Origin of the sequence: Magnetofaba australis IT-1 (assembly GCF_002109495.1) — a bacterium.
GTDB lineage: Bacteria > Pseudomonadota > Magnetococcia > Magnetococcales > Magnetococcaceae > Magnetofaba > Magnetofaba australis.
In genome coordinates this window covers 1,196,388-1,213,314 of the sequence record NZ_LVJN01000020.1, presented here as the reverse complement: position 1 = coordinate 1,213,314, position 16,927 = coordinate 1,196,388, and the positions used below count along the sequence as shown (strand labels likewise).

Below are 16,927 nucleotides of genomic sequence, written 5' to 3'. Positions count from 1 at the left end.
GTCCAACGGTCATGCTGGTAATAACCGACGCATTTCGATAGATTACTCCCCATATCCGCCCAACTTTTGCAGGAACCGGACTTATGCAACGATACATTCCAACATTTGTCGCAGTTTTGATTTCCATTGTTCTTATCGGATTTTCCCACGCTGCGCGCGCATCCTCGGTGGTGGATGCGCAGTGGTTTGCCGAACACGCGGGCGATGCCGGCGTCGCCCTGTTGGATCTGCGCCCTGCGCAACAGTACCAGCGCGCTCACGTGACCGGATCGTTCAGCGCGCCCTATCAAAAATGGCGTATGGAGCGCAAAGATCTGAGCGGCATGGCCCCCTCGCCCGAGCAGATGGAGAAAATGCTCAGTGCTTTGGGGGTGACTGCCGAGACCCACATTGTGCTGCTCTCCGGCGGCTTCTCCGCCGGTGATTTGGCCTCCGCCACCCGCGCCTTCTGGACGCTGAAATTGATCGGCCACGACAAGGCGTCCATTCTGGATGGAGGGTTATCGGGCCTGCCGCAGCCGCTGCTGCGCAAACTCCTGACCCAAGCTGTTCCCGCCAAACCCAAGCCGACGCAGTATGTGGCCAAAGTGAACAACGACATTCTGGCTACCGATCAGACCATTCTGGACGCCGCCAAGCACCATGTCGGCGTCAATGATGCGCGCAGCGTGGCCGAGTACATTGGCCTCTATGTCACCCCGGAAGAGCGCCCCGGCGCCATCCCCGGCGCCACCAACGTCCCGTATGACTGGATCACCGTCAACGGCGGCGGCAAACTGCGCAGCGCTGAGACCCTGCGCGCAGTGTTCGCGCTGCAAGGGGTGGATCTGAGCAAGCCGCAGATCACCTATTGCCACACCGGCCATCGCGCCTCCCTCAACTGGTTTGTCATGCGCGAACTGCTCGGCGTTGCCGACGTCAAACTGTACGACGCCTCCATGGCCAACTGGGCGCGCAACCCCGAACGCCCCATCAAGGCGCTGATCACCCCCTGAAGGATCTTGATAAACCAGCAATAAAAAAGGCGTTGCGCAATTTTGGCGCAACGCCTTTTTTTTATAGTGAGTCAAAACTAAAACTGCACAGAACGACCAATGTTTGCGTGACGTAGGTGAAGCTCGCGCTGACTATTGGCCGCCGACAGGTCGGCGGCGGGGTCTGGGGGCCGCGCCCCCAGCGGGTGTGGGCGGAGCCCACGGCTTGGATTTTGATCTTGGGAGCTCGAGGGCAAAGCCCTCGATATCTTCCATTTTCAAAATCGCCAATGTCCAATTTTGAATTCGACTGACTATATTCCTCAGCCCCTCAATAGGGCATCATCGGCGGCGGACCACCGGGACCACCGGGACCGCCCGGGCCGCCGGGTCCACGGGGAAATCCTCCCCCTCCCGGCGGTGGACCAAAGTGGCCCAGCGGTGGGCCGCCCATGCCGGGCGGCGGACCATATTTCTCAGCGCGTTCACTTTCGGAGTCCACCTGCTTTTGCACCGTCTCCAGATCCTGTTTGAGCAGGTTCTCCATCTCATGGGGCGGCGGCGGCGGCAATCCTTTGGCGCGGAACAGTTTAATACGCTCATGCACCGCGTCGCGTTTGGCCTTCTGCGCGGCGCTCAGGACGGGATCCATGCGCAGGAAGTACTCCTCCATGGTCTTTTCCATCTCGTTGGCGCAGGCGATGCGCTTGGCGCGAAACGCCTTGTAGAGATCATCAAACACCGGTTTCAGCGCATCCTGCTGCTGCCCGGATAGATCCAACTGGCGGGCAAACAGACTCGCCACATGGTTGCCGCTCTGCGGCGGCGGCGGACGAAACGCCCGGTGCGGCGCGTCATGGGGCAACCACGCCTCCATGCCCAACGCTCCTACGGCGACTCCGCCTAAAAACAGCAATCCTGCTGCTGACCACGCTTTCGCCTCTTCCTTAGTCGGCATGGTCCGCCTCCCTTCTTTGTTCACGCGCTCAATCCCACGCCCCGCCCCACCGAATCAGTGCGGCGTAGGCGGAAGCGAACCGTCAATACAGACCGAGACCCGGTCCCGTCATCTGTTGGGCCAGGGTAATGACCAACTGCTGCTCGACGCTCTGTTCGCGCACCGAGACATACAGCGCCAACGCCGCCGTGGCCGCAGCGCTCATGGCCAGACAGGGCCCAAACACCCGTTCGATGAAGTAGCTCAGAATCGATGGTCGTTTTTCCGCCCCCATCGCCTGCAACGTGCGGATACTGCGCATCACATCCTGCGCAAACATCTCATCGGGCTCAGGCGCCTCGGCGCTGCGCGCACGCACGTCTTGACCGATCATGGTCTCCAGCCGGGCAAACGCCAAAGCGCGTTCCCGCTCCCGTTGTTGTTGCGTCGCCGTCGTCACGGGCGCACCATGCTTGTTTCGCCCCATCCGTCCATCTCCTTGGCGAATATATCCCTTAACTTGTGCCGCGCTCGGTGGGCGCGCACCTTGACCTTTTGTGTCGACCACCCCATCCGCTGGGCGATCTCATCGGCAGTGTATTCCGCTGCGTAGAACAGCTCCAGGACCAGTCGGTCCTCGGCGGAGAGGAAGCTGAACAGTTTTTGCAAAATCTGTCGCGTCTCCGGAGCCCCCGCCATTTTATGAAAACTATCGGTGGCGCGCTCCATCAAGGCGCCATCGAGCCACTCGCTCTCCTCCACATCCAGCGTCGACTGTCGCGCTCCAGTGCGATAGGCGCTGCGCCAATGGTCCGCACAGCGCCGCATGGCGATGGAGGTCAACCATCCGCGAAATGCCGCGGGCTGCTGCAGCTTCTCCAAGCTTTGGAATGCATTAATAAAACACTCATGCGCCAGCTCCGCCACCTCGCCGGGGGGAACGTGCGCGCCAATGACGCGAAACAGGGAGCGCTGATGCCGCTTGACCAGCTCCGAGAAGGCCTCCACATCGCCCGCGCGCACGCGTTCAATCAAGCGCGCATCCGATGCTGCGTCCTCGTTTCCCTCGCCCTCATCCGTAAGCTTGGCGTGAGCCTGCATCATCCCTTTTCCTCTGCGCGGGAGGGCCGCCATGCAGCGCCCTCCCACGCGCCTGACAATCGCCAGCGGCGGGCCCCAGGCGGAAACGTCGCCGCCGACAATGGCCATTAGCCGATCAAATTGCTCAACAGGTCGCTGATCTCGGAATCTTCCGAGTCGCTGCTTTGCAGCATCTGCAGCAGCATCTCCATCTTGCTGGAGGCCTGGCTTTGACTCAAACCCTGACCACCCTGCATGGGCGGCGGGGGCATCATGCCGCCCTCTTCAAAGCGTTGCATGATCTCCGCTTCATGAGCCTCCATCTGCGCCATGATCTCCTCTTGCGAGTGCAGACCATCGCCGTCGGTGTCGATCTCATTGAACATCGACTCATCCAGGCCGCTCTCCTCCAGAGAGATCAGACCGTCGCCGTCGACATCTTTCTCATCAATGAGATTCTGAGACATATACTCCCGCGCTTCGGCGGAGCCCGGCTCAATCCCTTCCGGCAGCGGCGGCGGACCGCCCTGCGGACCTTGTCCGCCACCCGGACCGCGCATGCCTTGGCCGCTCTGGGTGGAGTTCATGCTCATCATGCTCATCATCGAAGTACTGGAACCGATCATCATCGTTTTTCCCCTCAACTCAGGATAGGTAATTTGAGTGGCGCGGCGGCCAACGTTCATGCGTTGCGCTCTTGTCCGCGCCGGATGACTGGCGGGCCGCCTCATGAAGCGTCCCACAGGTTCCGTCGCATTACCCTGTCAGTCGCCCTGACCGGGGGAATGGGTTACGCAGCTCTGACGATTTTTTTCAATAAATTGATATCCACTTGAATGAGCAACAAAAAAGGGGCCGCAAAGCGACCCCTTTTGCAAATCATACACAGCAGTTTCTTAGCCGTGACGCTTCTCAAAGTCCGCCATGAAGTCAACCAGGGCGTCCACTCCCGCCATCTCCATGGCGTTGTAGATGGATGCGCGCATGCCGCCCACCGAGCGATGGCCTTTGAGATTAACCAACCCGGCGGCCTCCGCCTCGGCCAGGAACGGCGCGTTGAGCGCATCATCGGCCAGGGTGAAGGGGATGTTCATGCGCGAACGGCTATCCACCCGCGTGGGGCAGCTATACAGCCCGCTGGCGTCGATGGCGGCATAGAGCTTGTCGGCCTTGGCGATATTGCGCTGCTCCAGCGCCGCCACGCCGCCCTGCGCCTTGACCCACTCCAGCACCAACTTGAGGATGTAGATGGCGTAGGTGGGCGGGGTGTTGAGCATGGAGTCCTTCTCCGCCTGAACGCTGAAATCGAACATTTGCGGCAGATCGGGATTGCGCCCCAACAGTTCCTTGCGCACCACCACCAGGGTGACGCCGCTGGGGCCGAGATTCTTCTGCGCGCCAGCGTAGATCAGACCATAGCGGGAAACGTCCACCGGGCGCGAGAGGATATTGGAGGACATATCCGCCACCAGCGGCGCATCTCCCGCCTCTGGCTGCCAATGATACTCGGCGCCGAAGATGGTGTTGTTGCTGGTGATGTGGCGGTAGGCCGCGCCCGGGGTGGGCGTCCACTCCGACTGAGCAGGGATATAGGAGAAGTTGGCCTCCTCACTGCTGGCGATCACCTGCACATTGGCGAATTTACGCCCTTCGGCGATGGCCTTCTTCGACCACATGCCGGTGTGGACCACATCGATGGTCTGATTGCGATCGGTGACCAGATTCATGGGGATGAAGGCGAACTGGCTGGAGGCACCGCCCTGCATCAGCAGCACGGCGTAGTCGTCGGGCACGCCCATCAACTCGCGAATCAGCGCCATGGCGCTGGCGTGGATGGCGGAAAAGTGCTTGCCGCGATGGGTCATCTCCATCACCGACATGCCGCTATCCTGGTACTCCAGCATCTCCGCCCGGGCCTGCTCCAGCACCGCCAGCGGCAGCGCGGCGGGACCGGCGCTGAAATTAAACACACGCGCCATGATGACTCCCTCATTCATTAAGGATAAAGACCGGGAAGCTTTGAGATATTGGGGCTTCGCCCCAAACCCCATGAGGGCGCCGCCCTCAACCCGCCAGGGCGCCGCCCTGGACCCGCGCGGGCGCCGCCCGCGACCCGCCAGGAGGGAGGCCCTCCTGGACCTCCGTTGCCCGCCTTCGGCGGCCCAAAACCTTGGTCTGCCCGGGCTGGCAGCTTACTCCCCTCCTCCATCCGGCGCAAAAAGAAAAAGAGCCCCCGGGAGGGGGCTCTTTGACATTCATGCACAACTCGCGCTTGCGCTTACTTCTTGAGCACCGGGCAGTGGTCGATCAGATCGGACACCACCGACGGATCGGCCAGGGTGGAGGTATCGCCCAGGGCGTCCACCTCGGAGGCGGCGATCTTGCGCAGAATGCGGCGCATAATCTTGCCCGAACGGGTCTTGGGCAGACCCGGCGCAAACTGGATCACATCCAGCGAAGCGATGGGGCCGATCTCCGAACGCACCAGCTTGTTGAGCTCCTTCTTGAGCTCATCGGTGCCCTCCACGCCGGTCATCAGGGTGACGTAGGCGTAGATGCCCTGACCCTTGATGTCGTGGGGGTAGCCCACCACCGCCGCTTCCGCCACCGCTTCGTGCAGCACCAGGGCCGACTCCACCTCGGCGGTGCCCATGCGGTGACCAGAGACGTTGATGACGTCGTCCACGCGACCGGTGATCCAGTAGTAGCCATCTTCGTCGCGACGGCAGCCATCGCCACAGAAGTAGTAGCCGGGATAGGTGGCGAAGTAGGTGCTGATAAAGCGATCATGGTCGCCATACACCGTGCGCATCATGCTGGGCCAGGGAGTGTCAAAAGCCAAAATCCCCTCGCACGGGCCGTCGATCTCCTTGCCCTCGGTGTCCAGCACCTTGGGGTTGACGCCGAAGAACGGCAGCGTGGCCGAACCGGGCTTGAGCGCGGTGGCGCCGGGCAGCGGGGTGATGAGGATGCCGCCGGTCTCGGTTTGCCACCAGGTGTCGACGATAGGGCAACGCTCTTCGCCGACGATGTGGTAGTACCACTCCCACGCTTCGGGGTTGATGGGCTCGCCCACCGTGCCCAGCAGACGCAGGCTTTTGCGGCTGGTCTTCTCCACCGGGCCGTTGCCCTGACCCATCACCGCGCGGATGGCGGTGGGGGCGGTGTAGAAGATGGTCACCTGGTGCTTGTCGATCACCTGCCAGAAGCGCGACACGTCTGGATAGGAGGGCACGCCCTCGAACATCAGGGTGGTGGCGCCGTTGGTCAGCGGACCGTAGACGATATAGGAGTGGCCGGTGACCCAGCCGACGTCGGCGGTGCACCAGTAGACGTCGCCCTCCTGGTAATCGAAGATGTACTTATGGGTGATGGCGGTGAACAGGTTATAGCCGCCGGTGCTGTGCAGCACGCCCTTGGGTTTGCCGGTGGAGCCGGAGGTGTAGAGGATGAACAGCGGATCCTCGGAATCCATCTCCTCGGGCGGGCAGTCGGCGGATGCGGCGGCGGTGATCTCGTGGTACCACACGTCGCGGCCGTCGACCCAGGGAATCTCCTCGCCCACATGCTTGACGGTGATCACGTTGCGCACGCTGGGGCAGCTGGCCAAGGCCTTGTCCACATTGGCGCGCAACGGCACGCTCTTGCCGCCCCGCTTGCCAAAGTCGGCGGTGATCACCGCGCAGCATTCGGAGTCCTGGATGCGGTCTTTGAGGGCGTCGGGGGAGAAGCCGCCAAACACCACCGAATGGATCGCGCCGATGCGCGCGCAGGCCAGCATGGCCACGGCGGCTTCGGGGATCATCGGCATGTAGATGCAGACCCGCTCGCCCTTCTTGATGCCCAGGTCGCGCATGGCGCTGCCCAGACGGCTCACCTGCTCATGCAGTTCACGATAGGTGATCTTGGCGTCGACGTTGGGGTCGTCGCCTTCGAAGATGATGGCGGTCTGGTCGCCGCGCGTCTCCAGGTGGCGGTCCAGGCAGTTGTAGGAGACGTTGGTCTTGCCCCCCTCGAAGAAGCGGATGTGGCCCTTCTTCAGGTCATAATCCATGACCTTGCCGAACGGTTTGAACCACGTCATGAATTCGTTGGCCTGTTCCGCCCAGAAGCCCTCGGGATCCTCGATGGAGCGCTTGTACATCTCCTTGTATTTGGCTTCGTCGATCAAGGCGCGGGACGCCACTTCGGCGGGTACGGGGTAGACTTTCTCCGTGCTCATAAATCGGGATCTCCCTGGTGATAGGTCGCTCATGGTGACATCTGGGCGCATCGGCCACCGCTGCTGCGGGCGACAAAAACCCATAGCAGGGGCGCTGCGGGCGCATCGGCCCGTTTCGCCGCCGCCAGACCGTCTGACGGAATTCACACAATTCGATCCCCACATTCTAACCGGCGCCAGCCCGGTTGCAAGAGAATCCATTGATTTCTTTATGGGACGCATTCGAGAATCTAGTGAATGAACAGTCTATAATATTGTTTTTTTATGATATTTAATAATTTGCTAATGGACGTAAAAAAGAAGCATATTGCACACTGCATGCATGTCATTCACGAAATTCATAATCAGGACCAAGACAATAAAAAAACGGCGCGAAACGCACCGTTTTGAGGAATTCTGCAAAGGTCGCCGTCAGGCGGCGCATCACTTATGCGTCTGCTGCTTTTTCCACCACAGGATCTTGCCGCAGTTGGGGCACTTTTTCACATGGGAGAGCCAGTAGACCAAGCCCAACACCAGGAACACCGGACCCAAGACCCAGCCAGCCGCCTTAACCGGCCCCAAGGCGGCGTCCTCGGCGATGATATCGCCCATAGTCAGGATGCCGCCCAGAGTCAGACCCAGAATCGCCACTGACGCGATGGGGATCAGAATCGAGCGTTTAAACAGATGTTTTGGGGAGTTGGGCATATTCGGTCCGGCCTTGAAGAGAATGCGTATCGGGCGTTTTCGCAGGGGTCTGAAAACCGTGCGCAGAACGAAGGTTCGCGAGGCGGTTTTGCACGGGCCCAAGCATCCTTGTGATTTATACATCATACTGGACGGTTTGGGGCTCTAGCAAATTTTTTCTCCCCATGTTGCGGAAAGCCCGACTATTCACCAGAATGATATTTATGCAACTCCGGCGTTCGCCAGTACATGATAAAATCGCCAACAAAGGATTATTATCATTGAGTTTTCCGCCTCACCTACTGAAGTGCGCTCGGGCGTTTACGCTGCCCCATGCACCACTATTGGCGGGGCTGATTGCGGGCATTCTCGCCCCGCCGCTGGAAGACAAGCAGAGTTGGGAGTGGCTGCTGGGCGCGCTGGGCGTTCTTGCGCTGGTCATGCTATGGCGCATGACGCGCGCGCAGCGCACGATTCTCCCCGCCCTGCTGCTGGGGGTTGGGCTTGGCGTGATGACGGCGCATCTCCACTCTCAGCCCAATCCACACATCAACGCCTCCGATCGTTTAAACGCCGCTGCGGGGCAAAAGCAGTCGCTCACTGGCGTCGTCGCCGAGCGCGAGACGCGTTTTGACGCCATACGCCTCTATCTGACCGACGTTCGCACCGCCAACAGGCTGCTGATTCCCCAACCTGACCTCCTGCAGCTCACCCTGTATCGCATCCCCTGCGCAGCGCGCCCTGGAGACCTCATCTCCTTTACTGCGCGCATCAAGCCGCCCACCGGCTCCATCAATCCCGGTCTGTTCGACTATGGCCTGTGGCAGCGACAGCGGGGGGTGGTCGCAACCGCCAGCGCCCGCGAGCCTCCCGTCACGCTCACATCCCAGGATCGATTCGCCACCGCGCGCTGGCGGCAATCCCTGAGCGCGCGCATCGCCGCACGGCTGCCGCCTGAGCAGCGCGGCATGGTGGAGGCGCTGCTCACCGGCAAGCGCGGTTGGCTGGATCGCAGCGGCCGCGAGCGTCTGCAAAGCGCCGGAATCTTCCACCTCATGGCCATCTCCGGCCTGCACGTCGGGTTGGTGGCGGGATGGAGCTTCTTTCTGCTGCGCTTTTTCCTCACCCTGATTCCCGGGTGGGCGGCGCGCTTCGACCTCAAACGCCCGACTGCCCTGCTCACCATCCCCCTGGTGCTGCTGTATGGCGAACTGACCGGCTGGAGCCTGCCCACCACCCGCGCGGCGGCGATGGCCGCGATCTTCCTCATCGCCATTGCGCTCAATCGCGCCCATCAGAGTTGGCGCGCCCTGGGCTGGGCGGCGGGACTGCTGCTGCTGTGGCGCCCCGATCAGCTTACCGAGGCCGGTTTCCAGCTCTCGTTTGTGGCGGTGGCGACGCTGCTGGCGGTCTATACGCGCCCCGGACCAGAGGTCAATCCGACGCTGCATCAACAGAGCATCGACTATGTGCGCGACACCCCGCGCTGGCGACGCTGGCTGGACAAGAGCGGCAAGTTTCTGCTGGCCTCAACCCTGGTGGGGCTCACCACCGCGCCGGTGGCGGCGCACCACTTTCATCAACTGGCCCCGTGGGGATTCGCCGTCAACCCCATCGCCATTCCATGGGTGAGCCTCATCACCATGCCGCTGGCCCTGGCGACGTTGGCGTTGCACTCAATCAGCGACGCCTTGGCGAACCTGACGCTCAACGGCATGGCGCTGACGCTGCAACCGCTGGACGCCCTGGCCGGTTGGGTTGCGCGCCTGCCTGGCGGTTGGCTGCGCGTCTCTGGTCCGTCAGCCATAGGGCTGGGATTGGCTCTGGCGGCGCTCTTCGCCGCATTCTGCGCCCACGCCCTGAGCGCGTGGCGCCCCGCCGCGGGTCTGCTCGCCATCACCTGCGCGGCGCTGCTGTGGCCCCACCCCAACCCGACGCCGGGAAGAGTGCAACTGACCCTGCTGGATGTGGGACAGGCGCAATCGGCGCTGCTGCGCGACCCCCATGGCGGCTGGAATGTCATTGATGCGGGCGGCTACCGCTCGCGCTATTTCGACAGCGGCGAAGGGATCATCTCCGCCGCGCTGTGGCGGCAGGGCGCGCGGCGCATCAAGCGGTTGATCATCAGCCACGCCCAGTTTGACCACATGTCCGGCGCCCAGCGCATTCTGCGCAACTTCCCAGTGGGGCAAGTGTGGATGCCCGACGCGCCGCATATCGAGGAGCGGTATCGCGCCGCCATGAAAAAACTGGAAACCCTGGCGCGGGCCAATGGCGCCGCTGTGCGCTATGTGGCGGCGGGATACGGACAACAGGAGGCCAGCGGCATCAGTTGGCGCGTGTTGCATCCGGGACCGAACAATCAATGGCGCGACTCCAACAACGCATCATTGGTGGTGGAGGCGCAGTTCGCTCAGCACAAATTTCTGTTTCCGGGGGATATCGAAGAGGAAGCCGAGCAGGCGATTCTGGCGCGCGGAGAAATTCAACCGGTCACCCTGGCGTTGGCGCCGCACCACGGCAGCCGCTCCTCCAGCACCCAACCCTGGGTGGAGGCGTTAACCCCGCAATTGACGCTGTTTAGCGTCGGGCGGCTCAATCGCTTCCGCTTTCCCGATGCCGGAGTGGTGCGCCGCTGGTCCCAGAGCGGCGCGCGGATTGTGCGCACCGATGAGGCGGGCGGCATCACGCTGATCAGCGATGGCGCGCAGTGGTGTGTGACCACCACGGCACAGTGGCGCCGCGCCTGGCGGCTGGGGTCGCCCGCCGCGCCCGACTTCTGCTCTACAGGCGCAGATGAATCCCCGTCCAGTCCGCTGGCGGCGCGCTGATCAGGCGTGCGCCCAGTTGCGGCAGGGTGAGCAGGCACTCCAGCGCATCGCCGGTGAGCTGCGCCTCAGGGCCAGGCGCGCCGACCACCGTGACGCCATGACCGCAAGCGGCCAGCCCCACCGCCATGCGCAGGGATTCACTGATCAGCGGCGCATCGGCGTCATGGGCGATCTCCAGCAGCAGCGCCTTTTCGCCGACGCTTTGCGCCGATGCGGGCCATTGGCTGGCGGGCGCCGATAGGGTATAAGCGCACTCCCGCAGCATGCGGCCAAAGTTGGCCAGACCGCCGAAGGTGATGTGGGGAAATTGCGCGGGGGCGACATCGGCGCGCAGACGCTCCATACTATAGGCGCACACGGCGTAATCCGGGGCGTTCAGGGCGCGCCACTCGTCACGCAGGGCGGCATGCACGCCGTGATGGGTGAAAAAGAGCCGCCAGACAACGCCGTCGGGAAAACGCTGCGCGGCCTCGGCCAGCAGGGCGTGGGGGGCGACATCGTCGGTAATCGCCACGGCGATTTCGAGAACGCTCGACATAGCATTTCGCCTTTCCAACAAGTCTGAACGATGCCGACGACAAATCCAAAAAGTGCGTGAACGCTCAGAACAAAAATTAACGAGGGTCCAGGGAAATCATTTCCCTGGCGGGTGCAGGGCAGAGCCCTGCCGGGTTGAGGGCAGAGCCCTCATGGGTCCAGGGCAAAGCCCTGGCCGGGTCTGGGCCGGAGGCCCAGCCTCTTTCATCTTAACAATAACAAACTTCACAAATGACCGACCGCCTGGAAGATTACGACTACCCCCTGCCGCCTGAGCGCATCGCCCAGGCGCCCGCCGAGCCGCGCGACGCCTCGCGCCTACTGGTGAGCCTGCCCGATTCCATTGAAGACCGCCGCTTTGGCGATATCAAGGCGTATCTGCGCGCAGGCGATCTGCTGGTGGTCAACGACACCCGCGTCATCCCCGCCCGTTTGATGGGGCGGAAGGCCAGCGGCGGCAAAGTCGAACTGTTTCTGGTCAAGCCGCTGGACAACGCCGGGACCTGGGAGGCGCTGACCAAGACCTCCAAGCCGCTCAAACCGGGAACCGAGATCCACTTCTCCCCCACCTTCCGCGCGATATTCGAAGCGCGCCAGGAGGATGGTTCGGCGCGGGCGCGACTGGTATGCGACGACGCCAGCATCGACGCTGCGGTGGAGCAGCATGGCCAGATGCCGTTGCCGCCCTATATCCAATCCGACGATCCCCAGCGCGACAAGCAGCGCTATCAGACCGTCTACGCCGACCAGCCCGGCGCGGTGGCCGCCCCCACGGCGGGCCTGCACTTCACCCCCGAGCTGCTCTCCGAGCTGTGTGATATGGGGGTCAAGCGCGCCCATGTGACCCTGCATGTGGGCCTCGGCACGTTTCAACCGGTGCGCGAGTCGGACTTGGACAAGCACGTCATGCACGCCGAGTGGTTCTCGGTCACGCCGGAGACCGCCGATCTGATCAATCAGACCCGCGCCGCAGGCGGGCGCATCGTCGCCGTGGGAACCACCTCGGCGCGCACCCTGGAGTCCGCCGCCGATGAGGCGGGCGTGGTCCACCCCGGCAGCGGCGAGACCCGCCTCTTCATCCGTCCCGGTTATCGCTTTCGCGCGGTGGACCTCCTGATCACCAATTTCCATCTGCCCAAATCCACCCTGCTGATGCTGGTGTCGGCGTTGATTGGCAAACAGCGGCTGGATCGCGATTACGTCCATGCTATGACCGAGCAGTACCGGTTCTACTCTTATGGCGACGCCATGCTGGCTGTGCCGTGAGTAGACGGGGCATCTGCTGTATTATTTGGAAGATTTAAGATATTGGGGCTTCGCCCCAAACCCCATGAGGGCTCCGCCCTCAACCCGGCAGGGCGCCGCCCTGCACCCGCTGGGGCCGCAGGCCCCAGACCCCGCCGCCGACCAGTCGGCGGCCAATAGTCAGCGCTAGCTCCCATTCCGTCACGCAAACACTGGACGCCTTCTCTCAGGCCATTAGAGCGAAACACGTTATGTCCCGATTCTCCGCCGATCTGACCCAACCCTTTCGTTTCGAGCTGCTCGGAACCGCGCCCAACGGCGCGCGCCGCGGCCGCCTGCACACCCCGCGCGGAACCATCGAAACCCCCGCCTTCATGCCCGTCGGCACCGCCGGCACCGTGAAAGCCATGACCCCCGAAGAGGTCAAAGCCACCGGCGCGCAGATCCTGCTGGGCAACACCTACCATCTGTTCCTGCGCCCCGGCCACGAACGCATCAAACGGTTGGGCGGATTGCATCGCTTTATGAACTGGAGCGGCCCCATCCTCACCGACTCCGGCGGATTCCAGGTCTGGAGCCTGGGCGAGCTGCGCAAAATCACCGAGGAGGGGGTGTCGTTCCGCTCTCACATCGACGGCTCCAAACGCTTCATCGGCCCCGAAGAGTCCATCGCCATTCAAGAGGCCCTGGGCGCGGACATCATGATGCAGTTCGACGAGTGCCCGCCCTACCCCGCCGAACGCGACTACGCAGCGAAATCCATGGAGCTATCTCTGCGCTGGGGCAAACGCTGCCTGGAGGCCAAGACCAAGGAGCAGCCAGGCCGCGCCCTGTTCGCCATCGTGCAGGGCGGGATGTATCCCGATCTGAAGAAGGAGTCCGCTGAGCGCTCCATCGAGATGGGCTTCGACGGCTACGCCCTGGGCGGACTGTCGGTGGGCGAACCCAAGGAGGTGATGCGCGAAGTGTTGAGCTACGCCCCCAGTTATCTGCCCGCCGACAAACCACGCTACCTCATGGGGGTGGGCAAGCCGGAGGATCTGCGCCACGCGGTGGCCAGCGGCATCGACATGTTCGACTGCGTCATCCCCACCCGCAACGCCCGCAACGGTCAGCTCTTCACCCGTAATGGTCCCATGAACATCAAACGCGCCGAGTTCGCTGAAGATGATCGCCCCGTAGATGGACAGTGCCGCTGCGACGCCTGCCAGAACTACAGCCGCGCCTATCTGCACCACCTGTTCCGCGCCAACGAGATCCTCGGCCATCGGCTGATGACCAATCACAATCTCACCTACTTCCAGGACGTCATGGCGGAGATGCGCGCGCAGATTGAAACAGAGATGACGGGCGGATAATTTTTTGCATCCAACAAGTGACAGACATTCCGAAAACGGCGTATTCTTTTGCAGGGAGTTCGCGCATTCATTCGAATTCAGGTCAGCCGATTCATTGGAAATCAGCATGAAAATCCGGCCCCGCGCGACGTCGAGCCCGCCCTAAGCGGCGACGCCTCCCCACAACGGGGATAGACGCATGGCGGAACAAGAGAAATCCACCAACTACAGTTATGACCTGAATGCCGACGGCGCCGATCAAGCGCTGATCGGCATGGTGCTCAAAGAGGGCGTCTACCGCCCCGGCGAAGATCAACACTTTGTCCCCTCGGGCTCCCCCATCACCCTGCAACTGCTCCAGCGCCTGCGACAGGAGAAAGGGGTGGAGCGCGTCGAAGCGTGGTCGCCCCAGGAGCAGGCGCTCTCGGAATCCATGTCGCGCACGCAGAAGTTGATGACGCAGGCCCGCGAACGCAGCATGGGCATTGTGCAGCACGAATTGAACATGCGCGGAACCGACATCGACCACCCCGAGGCGGTGCGCAGCGCCATCCGCACCCTCAAATCCCGCGCCGCCTTCACCTTCCTCAACGAACTGTTGGGCGATCTGGACAGCATGGTGGCGCGCATCCTCAAAGATCTCAACGTGGAGACCATTGAGGGCATCAAGCGTCTGCGCAACCACCACGAAAGCACCGGCAATCACAGTATTGAAACCGGCCTGCGCGGCATGGCCATCGCCCGCAGCATGGGCGAGACTGACGCCATCGTGCATCAAGTGGGATTGGCCGGTTTTGTTCACGACCTGGGCAAACTGTTCATTCCGCTCTCTATCCTGGACAAACAGGGTCCCCTCACCAACGACGAATTCGCCCATATGAAGCACCATGCGGCCCTCGGCGCGGAGTTCCTGGCCGAGCAGGGGCGCATCAGCAAGCCCTTCTCCTTCGCCGCAGGCAGCCACCATGAGACCTTCACCCTACAGGGCGGCTACGGGATTCTCACCACCGACGCCGAGCGCACCGACATCACCCTGCGCGGCGATGACCGGCAATTGGCGTGGCGCATCAGCAACTATCTGGCCATCAGCGATGTGTGGACCGCGCTGGGCGAGCCGCGCGCCTATCATAAGGTGGGTAAGTTCGAGGTGGAGATTCTGCTCATCATCGTCGACATGATGAAGCAGGGCAAATTCCATCCGCAGCTGTTCAAAGAGGGGTTCTATGCGCTCTTCCATCAGCGCCCCGAAGCCCAGAACATGCTGCACACGGGCACCCACTTCCCGCTCTTCTCCTTCCCGCGACCGCTGCAGGAGGAGTTGAAGCAGCGTTTCAACCTGCCGCCGTTGGAGTGGAAACTCTCCGTCGAAGAGCTGGAGCGTTTGGGGCTGACCAAAAAGGTGGTGCGCAGCGGGCTGGACGAAGAGCTGTTGCAGCGCCACCGGGGCGTCACCCTGCATGAGTTGCGCGCACGGCGCATCTTCGGCGTGCCCGACGATCTGGAGCGGGAGGGGATCAAGCCCAAACGGGTGGATTATCGTATCGCCTTCCTTAAGGACGAGGGCGATTTCCGCGTACAGGCGATGCTGCTGAAAATCGACGACACCCCGCTGGGATTGAAGGCGCGCATCGCCAGCAAACAGGGCGTCAGTCTGGACGCCATCCAAGCCTATCTGTTCCAGAAAGTGGGGCTGTTCGAACTGGACTTGGCCCCCTACCTCCAGTGCCCGGACGACGATTTTCTCAAGCAAGTCGCCACCGGTTTCCGCTAACCCCTTCCCACACAAAACAAAACAGGGGACGCGATCCGCGCCCCCTGCCCGTTTTCATAAGCCGATCAGATCCGATCAAATCAGGTCTGAAGCGAACACCTCGCCATTGCAAGAGACCGCCCGCGCCTTGCCGCTGTTCTTGGCCTCGTACATGCGCTGGTCCGCCAACTCGACGAGAGACTCCCAATCCTCCGCCCCATCGACCTTGCGCTCCGCCAGGCCAATGCTGGCGGTGAGCATCGACTGCCCATCGGGACGCAGCCCCAGCCACCCCTCGGTGATGCGCTCGAGCACGGCGCGCACGCCACGGATATCGGCGTTGGGCAGCAGCAGCAGAAACTCCTCACCGCCCCAACGCACGATCATATCCCCCTGCCGGATATACCCTTTCAGAGCCTCCACCGCCTGCTTGAGGGCCTCGTCTCCCGCCTCGTGGCCGTAGGTGTCGTTGATGCTCTTGAAGTTATCCAGATCCACAAAGCCGATGGCAAGCGACCGGTCGTGGGATTCAGCAATGTGGTAGTACAGATCCAACAGATCCTGCCCCGAACGGCGCGAGAACGCTTTGGTCAGCGGGTCATAGCTCACCCGATCCACCAGCGCGAACATGTAAAACAGCTGCACCACACCGGCCATGACAAATACGCCCAGCAGCAGCACGAAGATCCAGATTGAGGCCAGCGTCGACTCCCACGCATAGTCGCCATTGAACAACACGCCCAAGGCGAACAGCGGGGCCAGAATAATCGCATAGAGCACCGACTCAATCAGCGTCAGCGGGAACAGGCAGAGGCCGGAAATCACCACAAACGGCAACATCTTATAGAGCTGCGCCAGCACCAGATCAGGCCCGGAAAAGGGCACGCCGGCGAGAAAATAGGCGGCGGCCAGATAGAGCGCCGTGGGCGCCATCAGCATCAATCCCAAGCGCGCCTGCGCCCGCGCCAAATTCTTGCGCGAAGCGGCGTCCGGCCACGCCAGATAGACGAACAGCCCCACCCCACAGGCGCGCAGCAAAGCCATGATGGTGGCCCCGGGCTCCGGCAACAACAGCATATCCACCGGGATCCACAACAGCGTCAGCAGCGCAAAGCTGGCCGAGGCGATGCGCACCCGGGTGCTGATGATGGCGGCGCGATGATGATTGAAATAGAGCGTATGCCGATTGGGCGCCAGCAGCAGCCAGAAGTGCTCTGGGCTCAGGTGCATGCGCAGCATCCACCGCTCTAGAAATTGCACAAGCTGATTCACGCGGGCCATCCTTCCAGTCGTAAGCGTCTAGCCATGACGGCCAACGCACAATATCGCGAATAGTTCATGATAC

Annotated in this window: 14 protein-coding genes; 5 read left to right on the top strand and 9 right to left on the bottom strand. The window is 62.2% G+C overall.

The window, feature by feature from the left end; all coding sequences use genetic code 11:
- The first annotated feature begins 83 nt into the window (after positions 1-83).
- A complete protein-coding gene (locus tag MAIT1_RS17485) occupies positions 84-995 on the top strand; it encodes a sulfurtransferase (protein WP_085444830.1) in 912 nt (303 codons plus the stop codon).
- 310 nt (positions 996-1,305) lie between these two features.
- Here the strand turns inward: MAIT1_RS17485 and MAIT1_RS17480 are convergent, their stop codons facing one another.
- From MAIT1_RS17480 to MAIT1_RS17450, 7 genes are all read right to left on the bottom strand, one after another.
- Entirely contained in the window at positions 1,306-1,932 is a 627-nt protein-coding gene (locus MAIT1_RS17480) for a hypothetical protein (RefSeq protein ID WP_143814909.1), read from the bottom strand.
- 82 nt (positions 1,933-2,014) lie between these two features.
- Positions 2,015-2,371 carry a hypothetical protein gene (locus MAIT1_RS17475; RefSeq protein WP_143814908.1) on the bottom strand — a complete coding sequence of 119 codons (357 nt, stop codon included), beginning with the start codon at positions 2,369-2,371 and terminating at the stop codon, positions 2,015-2,017.
- Positions 2,368-3,015: an RNA polymerase sigma factor gene (locus MAIT1_RS17470; RefSeq protein WP_158089591.1), complete on the bottom strand. Its 648-nt coding sequence runs from the start codon at positions 3,013-3,015 to the stop codon at positions 2,368-2,370. The genes MAIT1_RS17475 and MAIT1_RS17470 overlap by 4 nt, the downstream gene beginning before the upstream one ends.
- A gap of 104 nt (positions 3,016-3,119) precedes the next feature.
- Positions 3,120-3,620 carry an EF-hand domain-containing protein gene (locus MAIT1_RS17465; RefSeq protein WP_158089590.1) on the bottom strand — a complete coding sequence of 167 codons (501 nt, stop codon included), beginning with the start codon at positions 3,618-3,620 and terminating at the stop codon, positions 3,120-3,122.
- A gap of 267 nt (positions 3,621-3,887) precedes the next feature.
- Positions 3,888-4,970 (bottom strand): 3-phosphoserine/phosphohydroxythreonine transaminase, encoded by a 1,083-nt coding sequence (serC, locus tag MAIT1_RS17460; RefSeq protein WP_085444825.1) that lies wholly within the window; start codon positions 4,968-4,970, stop codon positions 3,888-3,890.
- Between the two features lie 299 nt (positions 4,971-5,269).
- Entirely contained in the window at positions 5,270-7,213 is a 1,944-nt protein-coding gene (gene acs / locus MAIT1_RS17455) for an acetate--CoA ligase (RefSeq protein WP_085444824.1), read from the bottom strand.
- 423 nt (positions 7,214-7,636) lie between these two features.
- Positions 7,637-7,903, bottom strand: a complete 267-nt coding sequence (locus tag MAIT1_RS17450; RefSeq protein WP_085444823.1) for a hypothetical protein — start codon at positions 7,901-7,903, stop codon at positions 7,637-7,639.
- Positions 7,904-8,163: 260 nt separating this feature from the next.
- Between MAIT1_RS17450 and MAIT1_RS17445 the strand changes: the two genes are divergently transcribed.
- On the top strand, positions 8,164-10,713 hold the full coding sequence (locus tag MAIT1_RS17445; protein WP_158089589.1) for a DNA internalization-related competence protein ComEC/Rec2: 2,550 nt from the start codon (positions 8,164-8,166) through the stop codon (positions 10,711-10,713).
- On the opposite strand, the gene MAIT1_RS17440 is transcribed toward MAIT1_RS17445, so the two are convergent.
- Complete coding sequence (locus tag MAIT1_RS17440) at positions 10,667-11,251, bottom strand: hypothetical protein (RefSeq protein ID WP_085444821.1); 585 nt, start codon at positions 11,249-11,251, stop codon at positions 10,667-10,669. The genes MAIT1_RS17445 and MAIT1_RS17440 overlap by 47 nt on opposite strands.
- A 230-nt stretch (positions 11,252-11,481) precedes the next feature.
- On the opposite strand from MAIT1_RS17440, the gene queA reads away from it, so the two are divergent.
- From queA to MAIT1_RS17425, 3 genes are all read left to right on the top strand, one after another.
- Positions 11,482-12,516, top strand: a complete 1,035-nt coding sequence (queA, locus tag MAIT1_RS17435; protein ID WP_085444820.1) for a tRNA preQ1(34) S-adenosylmethionine ribosyltransferase-isomerase QueA — start codon at positions 11,482-11,484, stop codon at positions 12,514-12,516.
- A gap of 230 nt (positions 12,517-12,746) precedes the next feature.
- On the top strand, positions 12,747-13,853 hold the full coding sequence (gene tgt / locus MAIT1_RS17430; RefSeq protein WP_085444819.1) for a tRNA guanosine(34) transglycosylase Tgt: 1,107 nt from the start codon (positions 12,747-12,749) through the stop codon (positions 13,851-13,853).
- A 178-nt stretch (positions 13,854-14,031) separates the two neighbouring features.
- A complete protein-coding gene (locus MAIT1_RS17425; protein ID WP_085444818.1) occupies positions 14,032-15,603 on the top strand; it encodes an HD-GYP domain-containing protein in 1,572 nt (523 codons plus the stop codon).
- A 75-nt stretch (positions 15,604-15,678) separates the two neighbouring features.
- Here MAIT1_RS17425 and MAIT1_RS17420 read toward each other — a convergent pair whose 3' ends face one another.
- Positions 15,679-16,854 (bottom strand): GGDEF domain-containing protein, encoded by a 1,176-nt coding sequence (locus tag MAIT1_RS17420; protein WP_158089588.1) that lies wholly within the window; start codon positions 16,852-16,854, stop codon positions 15,679-15,681.
- Between the last annotated feature and the right edge of the window lie 73 nt (positions 16,855-16,927).

Excerpts from the sequence above, each read along its gene's own strand:
- MAIT1_RS17450 (WP_085444823.1), bottom strand. The coding sequence starts at position 7,903 with ATGCCCAACTCCCCAAAACATCTGTTTAAACGCTCGATTCTGATCCCC.
- MAIT1_RS17440 (WP_085444821.1), bottom strand. The coding sequence starts at position 11,251 with ATGTCGAGCGTTCTCGAAATCGCCGTGGCGATTACCGACGATGTCGCC.
- MAIT1_RS17470 (WP_158089591.1), bottom strand. The coding sequence starts at position 3,015 with ATGATGCAGGCTCACGCCAAGCTTACGGATGAGGGCGAGGGAAACGAG.
- tgt (WP_085444819.1), top strand. The coding sequence starts at position 12,747 with ATGTCCCGATTCTCCGCCGATCTGACCCAACCCTTTCGTTTCGAGCTG.
- acs (WP_085444824.1), bottom strand. The coding sequence starts at position 7,213 with ATGAGCACGGAGAAAGTCTACCCCGTACCCGCCGAAGTGGCGTCCCGC.
- queA (WP_085444820.1), top strand. The coding sequence starts at position 11,482 with ATGACCGACCGCCTGGAAGATTACGACTACCCCCTGCCGCCTGAGCGC.
- MAIT1_RS17485 (WP_085444830.1), top strand. The coding sequence starts at position 84 with ATGCAACGATACATTCCAACATTTGTCGCAGTTTTGATTTCCATTGTT.
- MAIT1_RS17480 (WP_143814909.1), bottom strand. The coding sequence starts at position 1,932 with ATGCCGACTAAGGAAGAGGCGAAAGCGTGGTCAGCAGCAGGATTGCTG.
- serC (WP_085444825.1), bottom strand. The coding sequence starts at position 4,970 with ATGGCGCGTGTGTTTAATTTCAGCGCCGGTCCCGCCGCGCTGCCGCTG.
- MAIT1_RS17465 (WP_158089590.1), bottom strand. The coding sequence starts at position 3,620 with ATGATGATCGGTTCCAGTACTTCGATGATGAGCATGATGAGCATGAAC.
- MAIT1_RS17425 (WP_085444818.1), top strand. The coding sequence starts at position 14,032 with ATGGCGGAACAAGAGAAATCCACCAACTACAGTTATGACCTGAATGCC.